This window comes from Brytella acorum (assembly GCF_029309905.1).
Lineage (GTDB): Bacteria > Pseudomonadota > Alphaproteobacteria > Acetobacterales > Acetobacteraceae > Brytella > Brytella acorum.
Genome location: NZ_JARBJP010000021.1, coordinates 1 through 14,947, shown reverse-complemented (window position 1 = coordinate 14,947; position 14,947 = coordinate 1). Strand labels below are relative to the sequence as shown.

10 protein-coding genes and 1 pseudogene are annotated in these 14,947 nt (G+C 59.2%); 8 read left to right on the top strand and 3 right to left on the bottom strand.

The window, feature by feature from the left end; genetic code table 11:
• Positions 1 to 525 precede the first annotated feature (525 nt).
• Positions 526 to 1,155 carry a hypothetical protein gene (locus PWM43_RS14940; RefSeq protein ID WP_289843275.1) on the bottom strand — a complete coding sequence of 210 codons (630 nt, stop codon included), beginning with the start codon at positions 1,153 to 1,155 and terminating at the stop codon, positions 526 to 528.
• Positions 1,156 to 1,238: 83 nt separating this feature from the next.
• On the bottom strand, positions 1,239 to 1,622 hold the full coding sequence (locus tag PWM43_RS14935; RefSeq protein ID WP_289843274.1) for a hypothetical protein: 384 nt from the start codon (positions 1,620 to 1,622) through the stop codon (positions 1,239 to 1,241).
• Positions 1,623 to 1,790: 168 nt separating this feature from the next.
• Between PWM43_RS14935 and PWM43_RS14930 the strand changes: the two genes are divergently transcribed.
• On the top strand, positions 1,791 to 2,870 hold the full coding sequence (locus tag PWM43_RS14930) for an IS5 family transposase (protein WP_289843273.1): 1,080 nt from the start codon (positions 1,791 to 1,793) through the stop codon (positions 2,868 to 2,870).
• A gap of 394 nt (positions 2,871 to 3,264) precedes the next feature.
• On the opposite strand, the gene PWM43_RS14925 is transcribed toward PWM43_RS14930, so the two are convergent.
• Positions 3,265 to 4,587 (bottom strand): beta strand repeat-containing protein, encoded by a 1,323-nt coding sequence (locus tag PWM43_RS14925; RefSeq protein WP_289843272.1) that lies wholly within the window; start codon positions 4,585 to 4,587, stop codon positions 3,265 to 3,267.
• A gap of 1,392 nt (positions 4,588 to 5,979) precedes the next feature.
• On the opposite strand from PWM43_RS14925, the gene PWM43_RS14920 reads away from it, so the two are divergent.
• The 7 genes and pseudogenes from PWM43_RS14920 to PWM43_RS14890 all read left to right on the top strand — a co-directional run.
• Positions 5,980 to 6,573, top strand: coding sequence for a CatB-related O-acetyltransferase (locus PWM43_RS14920; protein WP_289843271.1), 594 nt, complete (start codon positions 5,980 to 5,982; stop codon positions 6,571 to 6,573).
• Positions 6,566 to 6,787, top strand: a complete 222-nt coding sequence (locus PWM43_RS14915) for a hypothetical protein (RefSeq protein ID WP_289843270.1) — start codon at positions 6,566 to 6,568, stop codon at positions 6,785 to 6,787. Before PWM43_RS14920 ends, PWM43_RS14915 begins: the two co-directional genes overlap by 8 nt.
• 727 nt (positions 6,788 to 7,514) lie before the next feature.
• Positions 7,515 to 11,498 carry an amino acid adenylation domain-containing protein gene (locus PWM43_RS14910; RefSeq protein WP_289843269.1) on the top strand — a complete coding sequence of 1,328 codons (3,984 nt, stop codon included), beginning with the start codon at positions 7,515 to 7,517 and terminating at the stop codon, positions 11,496 to 11,498.
• A gap of 19 nt (positions 11,499 to 11,517) precedes the next feature.
• A complete protein-coding gene (locus PWM43_RS14905) occupies positions 11,518 to 12,813 on the top strand; it encodes a glycosyltransferase (RefSeq protein WP_289843268.1) in 1,296 nt (431 codons plus the stop codon).
• Positions 12,813 to 13,601, top strand: coding sequence for an ABC transporter ATP-binding protein (locus tag PWM43_RS14900; protein WP_289843267.1), 789 nt, complete (start codon positions 12,813 to 12,815; stop codon positions 13,599 to 13,601). Before PWM43_RS14905 ends, PWM43_RS14900 begins: the two co-directional genes overlap by 1 nt.
• Before the next feature lies 1 nt (position 13,602).
• Positions 13,603 to 14,352, top strand: a complete 750-nt coding sequence (locus tag PWM43_RS14895) for an ABC transporter permease (RefSeq protein WP_289843266.1) — start codon at positions 13,603 to 13,605, stop codon at positions 14,350 to 14,352.
• A 156-nt stretch (positions 14,353 to 14,508) separates the two neighbouring features.
• A pseudogene (locus PWM43_RS14890) lies at positions 14,509 to 14,868 on the top strand (helix-turn-helix domain-containing protein); the annotation flags it as partial.
• Between the last annotated feature and the right edge of the window lie 79 nt (positions 14,869 to 14,947).

Sequence of the window (14,947 nt, the reverse complement as noted above, 5' to 3'; positions counted from 1 at the left end):
GCCATCACCATCTCCATCAATGGAAACGGTGAATCACAATCTATGCCCCATGTCACCCCACACGATTCATCGTTCAGTGGACGTGCTCTAGAGCCTCCCAGGCGGACAAATCAACAAAAAACGGAACAGATCTTGAAAAAACAGACCCGGCACGGGAGACGGAAAGGAAAACACCATAGGAAAACCTTTCCTTTTTGAATGCGATGTTTGTCGCATCCTCATCTTGTCGGGATTCGAACCCGCGACCCCTTGCGAATTGATGTTGATTTCTTTCCCCGAGGTCACGCCTGTCATCCGGTCGCCCGGCTGTTCATGGGCCTCAGGGGTCTGTTCCAGATGGCGTCTGGGGCAAAGATGGCTGCGAAGTCTTGAAGACCGGCGCCGGTCTGCCGGAACCGAGCGGGTTCTCTCTCGGTTGTGGAGAGAGCAGCCGTCCTGCGGCCTGACGGCACCGGTGCCTTCTTCGCCAGGGATGAGGGCATCCTTCCCATGGGCATGGGCTGCCATGCGACGCCTGCGTCCGATTTATGAGGAGACGCGGCGGAGATCCGCGATGATGGCATGAAACCGCTGCCGCATGCGTTGCGGATCGATGATCTGATCAAGATACCAGATCTCCGGCTTGATATCATACGCCGCATAATGGCTCAGTCTTTTGTCAAACTGCTGAAGAAGATGTTCTTCCCACGCATTGCGAAGCACACGATCGGAACCGCACGCCCCCACGATCTCCAGATAACGCACCTGACCGGCCACCCGGATCCCGAAATCGGAAAAGAACTGAGGAGAGCCGATCGCTGGCTCCAGATCGAGCGCGACATCGGCTGGTGTCACCGGATGGAGTGCCTCATAGACAATTCTTTCGGGGACGGAATTCAGAACGACCCCGTTGCCTGCCACGGAGCCGCTGGTGGGAAGATCGGAATACCGGGCGTGCGCATGACGCATCAGCCGCGCCCAGACCCAGTTCTCCCGATCCCCCAGCTGCATGAGATGCTTTCCCTCCGGCAGGAGGTATCGAAAGAGCGAAGAGGGTGGCTGCACCCCCAGCGCGAGGCTGATGCGGCGATAAAAGGCAAGATCAGCATCGGTGGCGTCGAGAAAGGAAGGCGCATGTATCCGCCCGGAAAACGCCGGAAAGGTTGATAAAATCATGGGAGGCTTTCAATCATGGAGAAGAAGAAATTAAAAGACACAATCATATTGAAAAACTGTGTTCGGTTTCCTCCGGGGCTTTTTCAGCGTCCCAAAGTGGTGAGTTCTTCAACAGACCATGCAGCAAGCAGGGCCGCGACCAGATGTCCGGCGCCATGGACCCGGGCGACGAGGGAGGCCGGATGAGAGGCGCAGGATGAACGCGGTTCCAGCCGGGCGAGGACAGTCTCGAGATCGACGATGCCTCCTCCGTGGTCATCGGGGAAAAGGCGACTGACGAGACGCTCAAGGCATACATAGTTCCTGTCGCGCGCGATCCCGGAAGCGTTCCAGTCCTCTTGCGAGGCTCCCAGAATGACCACGACATCGGGGCTCAGCGGAACGGTCCGGTGGTCCAGCGCCAGAACAGGGTCCATGAATGGCGTCGGGCCAAGCAACCCGTCCCATGTGGCGGCATCCAGACCCATACATGGATGGAGGCCTTCAGGGGCGGGGACATCCGCGACGTTCGCTCCGGCCGGGGACCAGAGCCCCAGAATGTCGGTCTGGCCCTTGAGATCGACGAGAAGATGGAGGGTTCGAAAAACCCGTTGGCTGTGATTCCCTACCTTGTGTGATGATTGGTGGGATGGCTCATGAAGCAGCCGGGCTTCTTTGATGTTGAAGAGCGGCTTGCTCGATTGAGCGGGCTTGGTGATCAGCTCGAAGCGTTTTCCCGGACGGTGGATTTTGAAGTCTTCCGTCCGGATTTGGAGCTGGCTCTGGCGTATTCGGATGGGAGCAAAGGCGGGCGACCACCATTTGATCCGGTACTGATGTTCAAGATCCTGGTGATCCAGACGCTGAACAATTTGTCCGATGCACGGACGGAGTATCTGATCAACGATCGCCTCTCCTTCATGCGCTTCCTTGGTCTGGGGCTTTCAGATCGGGTGCCGGATGCCAAAACGGTCTGGCTGTTCCGTGAACGCCTGACACAGGCAGGGGCCATTGAAAGACTGTTTGAGCGCTTTGATGCGACCCTGCGCAACGCCGGTTATCTGCCGATGTCCGGCCAGATCCTGGACGCAACGCTGGTGGCTGCTCCAAAGCAGCGCAATACGAATGCCGAGAAGGCAGATCTCCGGGCAGGGCGTATTCCTGAAGATTGGCAGGACAAGCCGTCCAAACTGTCCCACAAGGATCGCCATGCGCGCTGGACGCTGAAGTTCACCAAAGCAAAGCGGCAGGACGATGGAACCATGCCATCGAGTGATCTCGCCATCCCGTTCTTTGGCTACAAATCCCATGTCTCCATCGACCGGAAGTTTCGGTTCATCCGAAAATGGAAAACGACGGATGCCGCCGCCGGTGATGGCGCGCGATTGAGAGAGGGCTTGCTTGATAAAACCAATACAGCCTCAAGCGTCTGGGCGGATACCGCCTATCGCTCAAAAGCCAATGAGGACTTCATGGAAAAGGAAGGCTTTGTCTCGAAGGTTCATAGGAAAAAACCACATCTCAAGCCCATGCCACGGCATATCCAGAAGTCGAATGCTGGAAAGTCGGTGATCCGATCACGCGTCGAGCATGTCTTTGCCGACCAGAAATCACAAACGGGACTGTTCATCCGAACTGTCGGCATCACCCGGGCCACCATGAGGATCGGGCTGGCCAATATCGTCTACAACATGCGCCGCTTCCTCTTCCTGGAGCGGATCAGCGCGAATGCATAGCTATCCAGCGGGTGGCAGCCTTCGATCTGCTCAAAACGCAGATCGAAAGCGACCAAAGAACCGTCAATCAACACGCCAAAAGCCCAAAATCAGAACCAAGGCACATCAATTAACGGTTCTTCGATCCCTCCACGGGCATTGTGGCTGCGGGTGGCACGGAGGAGCCATATGGCAGTCCCCTTTCGGGAAACCGCGATTCCGTGACGACATCAGGAATGCGAGGCGGGCGCGTGAACAGGCCGACGCTTCGTTTTCCTTTCCGCCGTTCCACACCCCCCGCTTCAATCCGACCGAGAGAGCCGTGCAATCGCTCATGAAAATGGCCGCCTCCAGACGGGGCGGCCATTTTCTCACATCATCTCGGCTTTCCCATGACGAAACCAGAAGCTGGAGATCAGCTCAGGTTGAAGTTCGAAGCCGTCAGATCCGTCACACCGACGAAGGTGATCTTGGAGTTGTCCGCCAGCTGGATCGTGGTGTTGCCACCCGCAACCGTGGCCGAGTCCAGAACGCTCTGGAGACCATCATTGTTCTGCAGGCCGTAGCCATACAGAGCCATGATGTTGCCAGCCGCCGAACCGAAATCCGTTATGGTGTAATCGCCGCCGGCAGCGCCGTCGGTGATGATGAAGTAGTTGGCCGCGCCCGATCCACCGGTCAGCGTCGAGTCACCCGTGCCGCCCACCAGCGTATCGGCAGCCGAACCACCAATCACCGTGTTGTTGCCAACGCCGGCGAACGCATGCAGGCCGAGCGAAGCCGACGAGCCGTCGATCGTCTCGTTGCCTTCGTTGCCGACGAAGAGCGCAGCGCTGGACGTCGTGTTGACGATCGCGTCGAGGCCCGCGGCACCGAAGATCGTCGCCGTGCCGGCGCTGATCGTCGTGGTGCCCGTGCCGCTGATGAAGGTCAGCGCGCCGCTGACGTCGATGTCGTTCGACGTGCCGTGCACCACCAGCAGCGAGCTCGCCGCCGTGATGGTGTCGCCGATCGCGCCCACGACCGTGCCCGTCGCACCGGAGAAGCCGACCGTCGAGCCGAAGCCGCCGAAGACCGTGCTGCTGTCGCCGACCGTAATCGAGTCACTCGAAGCCGCGTCGACAACGACCGCGCCTGTACCGAGAGACACCGTGGACGAGCCACCGAGCATGGTCACGGTGTCGTTGCCGCCCGACCCGTCGATCGTGTCCTTGCCTTCGGAGATGACGTAGTTGACGCCCGAGCCCAGGGTGATCGTGTTCGTCGTGCCCGCGCCCGTCGAGACGGTCCACGAACCGGCGCTGGCGCTGGCATCAAACGTGCTGGTGCCGGCCGTGGCGACATACGTGCCCGACTGGTCGCCGACGGTAATGTCGGTCGAGCCGAGATTGCTGGCGAGAATGCTCAGCGTCGAGGCCGTGTCACCCGCCGCATTGACGGTCACTGCCGTGTTGAGGATCCCGCTCTCTGTGGTCAACGCACCAATCAGCATATTCGTGTAATCGCCGGTGAGCGTGTAGGCACCACCGACCGAGACCACACCCTGCACCAGGGACGCGCCGCCCGGCGCCGTATCGGCGTTGCTCCCGGCCATGAGATCAAAGGATGCGAGGCTGCTGCTGCTATAGGCGTTCTGGATGGTGGTCGCATAGCTGCTCGCCAGCGAGGCGTTCAGGCCACCATCGACGGTGACCTGAACCGTCGTACCAGAAGCGCCGACAACGGTAATGATTGCCATCTATTTAACTCCTGTAGGCGCCTTGCGGGCAGCCCGGGCCGGGCATGGACAAAGATCGCCAGATCGTTTCTCAAAACGATAGCGGATTAAGCAATACGAGGAAAGGATTAACATTTCTGTTGTTGCGACCTCGCAAGGGTTTCCCGGGGGCCCGAAATGCGCGGTTTTCGTGAACAATGACCACCATAGAAGCGAGGGCCCTCCTGCTGCACGTCGGTGTGCCTTTCCCTGCATGATGGATCGTAACATCGTGAAATCACAACCATCATGTCAAACCGGACTGTCAGAGGGGTCTTGTCCGGTATATCCTTGATCAAAAAAGGACACTGATGCATCGCAGATGATGCGTTCTGTCAAAATAATAAAATTGAAAACTCTACACGACACTTTTCCTGTGTACTTTCCTCCGATTCTTGTCTTATAATTCCTTCAACGTGGTGTGCGAACGGGAACTTATACCGTGCCAATTCGTCCAGAGTTAAAGGCTCTATACTCGAAAAGGTGGCCGGAAATCAGTCGACACGTGCGTTTCGAGCGTGCCCGGGGACGATGCCAAGCCTGCGGTCGCCCGCACGGAGAATGGGTTCGGGTTGCCGCCTCGGGTTTGTGGTTTGATAAGCCGCAAGGTGTCTGGCGTAATATAAGGGGACAGGAAGCGAGCCCTCCCGATTTGATCGAGCAGATCGGTGTACGTGAGACATACGTCGTGCTGGCAGCGGCACACCTGGATCATGATCCACGAAACAACCGGTTGCGCAATCTGCGCGCGTTATGCCAGGGCTGTCACTTGCGGCACGATCGGACATGGCATGCACAGCAGCGTCGTCTGACCTGGCGATCTCGTTATGCGCTGGGGGACCTGTTCGAAGGAGTCTATCGTCCAGGGATACTCGGCCTGATAAGCGCCCGATGGGGTAGACGGCCTCCATAACCTCCGGACCGCTCAGCCCAGCGGATCATTGTCGCCTTCGGGAACGGAGCCGTCTGATCCATTCATGGTGGGCTTCTCTGTCCTACCGGGAAGTTCCACCGTGATGATCGTCACATCACCAGGCCTCGCATATGGCGCCATGCCCGTGAACGGCCATCCTCGACAGCCGAACCTTGCGTTCGACACCGGAGAATGCGTCGCACGCCAGATATGAGGGAGCGAAAACCAAAAAGGGCTCGAAACTGCATATGGGCATGGACACGTTTGACCATCTGCTAGCCCTGCACGTCACGCCAACAGTTCGCCAATTTTCGCATGCAGCTTCTCCACATCAACAGGACTGGCGGATGAGACAGGAAGACACCACCCCGTCAGTGACGGGCCTTTAATTTTCCGCATAGGACTGACAGAGACAGTTATGCTGCGCCCGTTTCCCCTCAGAAGCCGAAGGAGGAGTCCTCATGTCGTTCGGCAACAACACGTTTCGTCTGCTGACGCGCTACGCTCTGGCCTACCAGATCGAGGAGTGGAGATGGACGATCGGACCCCACACCTACGGCTCGCCGAATGTCATAGAAGCTGGCGAAGCCGGGCTGAGCATCGGCGATTACTGCTCGATCGGCCCGAATGTCACGATCATCCTGGGCAACCATCGCATCGACCTCGTCACCACCTATCCCTTCAAGACACTGGCGCATTTCTGGCCGACCGCCGCCGAAGGGCAGGACGATCATGCCAGCAAGGGCGATGTCACGATCGGTAGCGACGTATGGATTGGCGCGAACGCAACCATCATGTCCGGCGTGACCATCGGCGACGGCGCCGTCGTCGCTGCCAATGCGCTGGTAACGAAGGCAGTGCCGCCTTATGCCGTCGTCGGAGGCAATCCCGCGCGGGTGATCCGCTACCGCTTCCCTGAGGCCATCATATCGCGTCTTCTGGCGCTCGCCTGGTGGAACTGGCCGGAGGACGTTTTGGCTCAGCGGCTACCTCATCTCGTGAGCAATGATATCGAGGGTTTTCTGGCGCAGTACGAAGCCGAACCCCATGCCTGACTTTCCGACTGTCCCGCTGCCCATCGATCCGCAGGCCACCGCCGAACAGATGATCCGCCTGTTTGGAGACGAAGCCGAGAACATGGCACAGAAACGCGCCAGCATGTTCCTCGCCCAGGAGGACATGGATCAGGCCCGGCAATGGCTTATCGTGACGGCTACGGTCCGTGAGTTGACACACGGCACCCGACGGGCAGGACAGGCGGTCCACTGATGGTCGGCTATAAACGGGACGAGGCGTTGCGTCCGGCCCAGATGGAGGGATCGAAGAACCGTTGATTGAAGGCGCCGTGTCCTGATTTTGGGCTCAGCGGGCATGTTTCGAACCCTCCCGGTCGCTGGGATAGCGGTATTTGCTGCGGTCATACCGGACGCGATTTTCAATCGTCCACATCGGGCGGCCTCTCCCAATTGGGGCTGTCGACATGGAATCACAAATGATTCCAAATATTCAAGATGATGTTGGACGGACACTGACATAAAAATGCAAGTTCCCAAGGTCCGGACATATAACCGGAACAGGGCGATTTCGGTGTGCCGGATGGCCGGGAAGAAGGCGATCGGACATCTTAAGCAGCATGGAATGGCGGCCCTTCGGAAAGGGGGCAGGTATTCCAAAATGGCCCTTGCCTGAAGAACGGGTTCACCATGGCCCTCATGCAGCATGGTGGTCCGGTTTACTCACCAGCCCTTACTTCTCAGCAGAACAGGTTTCCATGGATCCTGGCTCTGATCAGATAAGTTTATTAAACAACCACATAATTCCATTGTATTTATCACCATCATAAAGCCCGAAACCGGTTTCCGCTGCCGAAGCGGTCAGAAAATTTTCAGCATCGTGCACCCATCAGATTGAATCTGAAATGATCATCCTATATCGTGTTTTTAACGTTATCCAGCGGGTTTCATCCTTCTGTTCATAAAGGATCTGTCACGCGGCCATGCAACGATCTGCCCGTCACAAGACACTTCCGTTGACTCAGGCCCAGCGTGGCCTCTGGATGACACAGTTTATAGCGCCGTCCGGATCAAATCTGAATATTGCCGAAGCTATCCATCTGCACGGACCATTACATATTCGGAACTTTATTGCCGCGCTGCGGAAGACCCAGGCGGAAGCTGAAACGCTCAGAACCAGGATCATCCAGACGCCGGAAGGGCCGCTTTATGAGATTCTCCCTCATGCCGAAGCATCCTGTCCGATCATCGATTGCCGGGACGCACAGGATCCGGACGATACGGCACTCCGCTGGATGCAAATGCGTCTTCGGACACCACTCGATCTGGCACATGACGAGCTGTGGCAGAACGCCCTTCTCAGGGTGGGCGAGACGCGCTGGATCTGGTTTCATTGCTGTCACCACACCGTACTTGACGGGTTTGCGGGCGGGTTGATTGCAGCGCGTGTAGCGGCGCTTTATACGGCTTTTTCCAACGGCGTCGAGACAGCGGAGGCAGCGTTCCTGCCTCTTGCAACCCTCCATGAACAGGAGAGCGCGTATCGGGCCTCCGAGCGTTATGCGGGCGACAGGGCCTACTGGCTCGGGCAGTTGCAGGATGCGCCAGAGCCGTTTTCTCTCTCGCTCAGACCGCATCGTCCACCCAGTGGAGAGCATGGCGGTGCCATCACACGCTCGAAAATGATGGACAACGCCAGGACGGAAGCCCTCGCCGCCCTGGGGCGTGCCCACGGATCGACCCTGCCTCAGGTCCTGACGGCTCTTCTCGTCAGCTATTTCTATCGTGTGACAGGGCATGACGACCTCGTTGTTGGCATGCCGGTCAGCGCACGGGCCACGCGCGCGCTGCGACAGACGCCTGGCATGGTCGCCAATGCCGCAGCGCTGCGCTTCCGGATCGAGGCCCATGCGAATTTTGCCGGAATGATCACCCTGGCGCGGCGAGCCATGAGGGGGGCTCTGCGCCATCAGCAATATCGCTACGAAGATCTGAGGCGCGATCTGGGCTTGTTTGGTGCGGCCCATCAGATCAGTCGCATCGGAATCAATATCGAGCCGTTCGACTACGATCTGGCTTTCGGTGATCTGACCGCGCGCAACGCCAATCTGAGCAATGGCGCGATGGAAGACCTGACCATCTTCGTCTTCGACCGCCAGGATGGCAACGGCCTCTGCATCCAGTGCGATGCCAATCCAGCGCTTTATACAGACGATGAACTCGACGCCCATCTGGATCGCATCCTGCGCCTTGGCGACGCGGTGCTGGCGTCTCCGGATGCTCCTCTAGAAACCTGCCCTCTTCTGACCGAGACCGAGCGAACGCGGCAGACCGAACGCAACCGAAGGACAGGGCGGCTCTGGCCCGAAAGATCCCTTCCAGAGCTCATCAACGACGGAATTCGCTCTGGCACTTCGATGCTCATCACAGACGCCTCGACCGTTCTTTCCAGAGAGGCGTTTCTAGACAGTCTCGACCGACTGGCCCGGGACCTCCGAGAAGCAGGTATTGGTCCGGGGCATCTTGTGGCCCTCGCCCTGCCACGCGACCGACGTATGATTGTGTGCATGGCGGCCATCATCAGGGCTGGTGCCGCGTGGCTGCCGCTCGATGTCGACGCGCCCCTGCCACGTGCGAGACTGATTCTTGAGGACGCCCGTCCGAGCCTCGTCGTCCTGCCCGACCAGACCTATGCCGAGTGGGCCTGCCATTACCCAGCATGGTGCATCGACAGTGACGCGCTTCGGGCACATCCGCTTAGCCCGTGGCATGACAGCTTTGTCCCGGCTGAAAGTGTCCCTGTCAACACGGCCTATGTGACCTATACCTCTGGCACGACGGGCCGCCCCAAAGGCGTGGTCGTCCCGTGCTCCGCCCTGCTCAATTTTCTGCACACCATCAGAGAACGTCTCGCATTCGGCGCCGCCGATGTCCTGGTTGCCGTGACGACCTGGACGTTCGATATCGCTGTCCTTGAGACTCTTCTTCCGCTCGTGAGCGGGGCAGGCTGCGTGATTGCAACGCAGCAGGACATCCGGGATCCGAAACGGCTCGCCGCATTGATCGTCGATCATGGCGTGACCACCATGCAGGCCACCCCGACATTGTGGCAGACCCTTCTTGGTACTGAGGCGGAAAATGCTCTGAGCGGGCTTCTTCTTCTAAGCGGCGGCGAGGCGCTCCCGACGCATATGGCGCGACAGATGGTCCGGCTCGGACGCGCCGCCTATAATCTTTACGGCCCGACCGAGACGACCATCTGGTCCACAGCTCATCGACTGACCCCCGATCAGAATGATTCTTCTCCTGCCGGCCTGCCTCTGGCCAATACGCGTCTTTCCATCATCGATCGCTGGGGCCATGTTATGCCAGATGGCCTCATCGGTGAGTTGCTGATAGCCGGAGAAGGCGTGGCGACCGGATATCTGAACCGGCCGGATCTGACGACCAGTCGCTTTATCCCGGATCCGGATGGCACAGGAGCGGCGCTGGCCTATCGTACGGGCGATCTGGCTGTGCTCGACAAGACCGGTGTTCTCATGATTTTCGGACGCGCCGATCAGCAGGTCAAGATACGCGGCATGCGGATCGAGCCTGATGAGATCGAAAGCACCCTGCTCGGCTTGCCGGAAGTTCTCCAGGCCGCTGTTATGGTCGAGACAACAGGAACACAAATAGTCCTGGCCGCCTATCTGGTTCCCGCTGTTTCGGGCACGATACTCGATCCCGCACAGATAAGACGGACGCTGCTTACCCTCCTGCCGCCGCAAATGGTCCCGGTTCGCCTTGTCAGTGTCGAAGCCCTTCCCCGTCTGACAAGCGGCAAGCTCGATCGCGCTGCTTTGCGGGCTCTGCAGGAGATACCGTCCGCAAGAACCCTCACTTTGGCGTCGACACCAGCCGAACAGATGTTGTCACGCCTCTGGTGCACTCTGCTGGACGTGGAAGAGGTCGATATCAATACCAGCTTTTTCGATCTGGGCGGCGACAGCATCATGGCGGTGGAAATGGTGGCCGCACTCTCCGCTCAGGGGTACGAGTTGCCCGTCGGTCAGGTCTTTGCCGCACCGACGATTGCGCTTCTGGCTCCTCTCTTCGAGGGAGGGCCAGACGCATGCGATCCGCTCGCCGTCACATTGCCGATCCGTACCCTCGGCGACAAACCGCCACTGTTCTGTATTCATCCGGTCATCGGCATGAGCTGGAGCTTCAATACGCTCGCGCCGCTTCTGCCCGAAGGACATCCTGTCTACGGTCTGCAGGATGCCGGACTGCTTCTCGGTGATTCGCCTCCTCTGACACTCGAGGCATTGATCCGCTGTTATATCGCGACGATCCGGACGATACAGCCACAGGGACCCTATCATCTCATCGGCTGGTCGATGGGGGGCGTCATTGCCCAAGGCATCGCCCATCTCCTGCGTGAGACAGGCGAGGAAATAGCCCTGCTGACATTACTCGACGCCTACCCGAGCCTTCCCGGAGAGGGGGTTTTCGCCCCCGACGACATGGAGGCTCTCAAGACAGCGCGCGCATTCCTGCACATCAGCCTGGAGCCAGGCGCGCCCGAGCCACAGACGCTGGACGATCTGGCCGATCTCCTTCTGGCCGAGATCGACACGTCCCTTCTTCCGGTTCTCCAAGGGCGCGAGAGAGGTGACCTGGAAGAACTCGCTAAAAAAATGCGCCTTGTGGCACGGCGCAATCTGGAGATGCTGGTCGCCCATCGTCCAGCAAAGACGGATGTCGACATCCTTTTCCTGCGCGCCGGCCAAAAGACCGACATGTTTATCACCGATCGTCCACAGGCATGGTCGGCGTTCACAACGGGACAGATTGTGGCGCATGATCTGCCTTGCCGCCATGGTGACATGCTCACGCCAGGCCATGTGGAAACCGTGGCCCGCCTGATCTGCTCTCACCCGGCTCTTGCCCAGGTGGCCACCGCCTCCCTGACCGCAGCCTGAACCGAAATCGATACCCCTGATGAAAATCGTAATCTTTACCATCGGAACGCAAGGCGATGCCCGGCCTTTCGTGGCGCTCGGCAGACGGCTTTCCGCTTTGGGGCATGATATCTTCATCGTGACCTCGGCACGACACCGCCAGCTCATCGTCGAAGGCGGGTTGCATCTTGTTCCCATCGAATCAGACTTTGCCGAGCTCATGGCAAGGGAACATGCCGTCATGGACAAGGGCAACCAACTGCGCATCGGCAGACAAATGGCAAAGGCCCTGTGCGACTGGATGCCGCTCTGGGTCGAGCAGGCCATGGCGGCCACCGAAGGGGCAGAGCTGATCCTCGGCTCGGGATCAGCTACAGCGCTCGGGGCCTCGATTGCCGAGAAACGCCGCATCCCTTTCGTGCAGGCGCAGTTCATGCCGATGACGCCCTCCCGGCATGTTCCGCCGCTCTGGCCAAACCCGGGCCTTCCCCTTCCTGGTACAGCCAATCTTGCGCTAGCTCATCTGGCGCGATTTCTGATCTGGCAGGTCATGTCGGCGCCTATCACCGTCATGCGCCACGACCTTGGCCTCGAGCCGATAGGATGGCGCGGCCCGTGGTCAAGAAAAGGGGGGCATGCGCGCGGCCATTATCTGCTTTATGCTTTCAGCCGTCATCTGCAGCCGCAGCCAGACGACTGGCCCGCGGACCGGATTGCCGTAACAGGAAGCTGGTTCTACGACCAGACGCAGAAATGGACGCCGCCACCCGCTCTCATGCGGTTTCTCGAAGCCGGTCCGAAACCTCTTTATATCGGTTTCGGAAGCATGATGTGTGGCAACCCCGAGGCGTTCACGCGCATGATTCTTGAAGCTGTGCGCCAGACAGGTCGACGCGCTATCATCGCGACAGGCTGGGGCGCGCTTCGTGCCCTGCCCGGGCAGGAGGATGACTCCCTTTTCTTCATCGAGAATGCCCCGCATGACTGGCTGTTTCCCCGGGTCGCGATGGCCGTGCATCATGGGGGCGCTGGCACGGTTGCAGCTGCATCACGCGTTGGCCTGCCGCAAGTGATCATCCCCTTTCTGGCGGATCAGTTCTACTGGAGCTGGCGTCTCAACATGATCGGCATCACACCGATGATCCTTAACAGAAAGACGCTCACAGCCGAGAAACTCGCCTACGCAATCGGCAAGGCACGTGCCCGCTCTGTTGCTGACAAGGCGCGCGCGCTCGCGCCCCTCATCGAGGCCGAAGACGGCATCGCACGGGCCATGGCCGTCCTTGGACACTGGGGGCTTCTCAAATCCCCTTTGTCGGCGAAGACTGCGGTCTGATGAGCGCACATTCCCGGCGTCTCCCTGCCATTGCCGTTGAGTCTCTCGTCAAGCGCTATGGCGCGGAAACCGTGGTCGACGGGCTGAATGTCTCCATCGCTTCGGGTGAGACTTTTGCCTTTCTTGGCCCGAATGGCGCGGGCAAGACCACGACCATCAAGATGCTGACGACGCTTCTCCCGCCTGACGAAGGCCGTATTCTTCTGAACGGCGTGGATCTTGCGAAAGACCCGATGAACGCGCGTCGTCATTTCGGCGTGGTGTTCCAGGACTGCACGCTGGACAAGACGATGACCGTGCACGAGAACCTGTGGATGCATTGTGCTCTACATCGCATTCCACGCGCACAGAGACGCCTGCGTATCGGAGATGTGCTCGCCCTGTTCGACCTTGCCGATCGGCGCGACAGCATGGTCAGTGCGCTCAGCGGGGGGCTCAGGCGACGCGTCGAGATCGCCCGCGCACTCCTGCACCATCCAGCTCTGATCTTTCTGGATGAACCCACGCTTGGCCTCGATCCGAAAAGCCGGCGCATTCTATGGGCTCATCTTCAGCATCTTCAGAAGGAATGCGGAACAACCATTTTCCTGACCAGCCATTATCTCGATGAGGTCGAGCGGTTTGCCCATAACGTAGCCGTGATCCAGAAGGGGCGCATCATCATGCAGGGTACGGTGGATTCCATCATCCGTTACGCCGAAAAGACGACCCTCGAAGACAGCTTCCTGTTTCTGACGTCCGAAGAGACACAGACGAAAGAAGACCGTGCCGTTGTAGCCGGAGCCTGATGTGATCGACATCCTGTACTGTCTCTGGCTGCGGCAGATCCGGAGTTTTCTACGCGCCCGAGGGCGCGTGGTCTCGGCGTTGGCCCAGCCTTTCCTGTTTCTGATAGCACTTGGTCTGGGCTTTGCTCCGATCTTTCGCAAGGCCGGCGAGGGGAACTATTTCGTCTTCCTCGCACCTGGCGTGATTGGCGCGGGCATTCTGTTTAACGCCGTCTACTCCGGTTCAGATCTTCTCTGGGACCGCCAGTTCGGCTTTATCAAGGAAACACTCGTGGCGCCGGTTTCTCGCGTCTGGATTCTGCTGGGCAGGGCACTCGGGGTCGCCAGTGTGGCCTTGATTCAGGCCGTACTCGTGGGCCTGCTCTGTCTCGCCGCAGGACGTGTTCTGCCTGACGCCGGCCAGATCGGGCTCGCCCTCCTCTTCGCGCTCCTGATCGCGCTGATCTTCGCCTTTTTCGGATCTATTCTCGGCTCCGTCATGAGCGACGCACAGAGCTTTTCGCAAATTGTGAGTTTCATCGTCACGCCTCTCTTCTATCTCTCTGGCGCCGTATTTCCGCTTGAAGGACAGACCACGCTCGTGCGTGTCCTGGCGTTCTGTAACCCGCTTACCTACGGCATTGACGGGATGAGGGGCGCGTTGTCGGGCCGCTTCGTGGTCGCGCCTTCACTTTCCCTGCTCGTGCTTGCGGTCTCAGCCATCCTGAGTGCCGGTTTTGCCCAGCTGGCTTTTTCACGCATTCGCCCTTGAAGAACAGCAGCCCTGCTCCGAACGCATGCTCAGTTTTGAGACGGGGTGGTTACTGCGCGCCGCAGCGGTCTCATACCATCGGGCATTTCCTCTGACTCATCTGTGAAGTGACGCGAGGAGGCTGTTCTGATTCAGTTCTGGGACGGAGGATCGGGTATGGCTGGTGCGATTGCTTTACGGACGGATTATACGGCTGATGCGCTTCGGCGTCTGGCCTTGGGTACACGGGATGCGAATGTTGCACGGCGCCTTTTGTCGCTGGCTGCCGTGCGCGAAGGTGCCAGTCGAGGTGATGCGGCCCGGATCGGGGGCATGGACCGGCAGACCCTGCGCGATTGGGTGCACAGGTTCAATGCTGCGGGGCCAGATGGTTTGCGGGACCAATGGCGCAATGGCTCTGTCTGCCGCCTGACGGCGGAGCAGCAGACGGAGCTCTCGGCATTGATCATGGCTGGCCCCGATCGGAACCGAGACGGCGTGGTCCGTTGGCGCCGCGTTGACCTAATGAGACCTGTGTGCGGGTAGCTGACTGCCTGCGGGAGGTGGAATTTCTGACCTGCCGCCCCTTTATGTTCGGGTCTGGCCATGCGCGGGT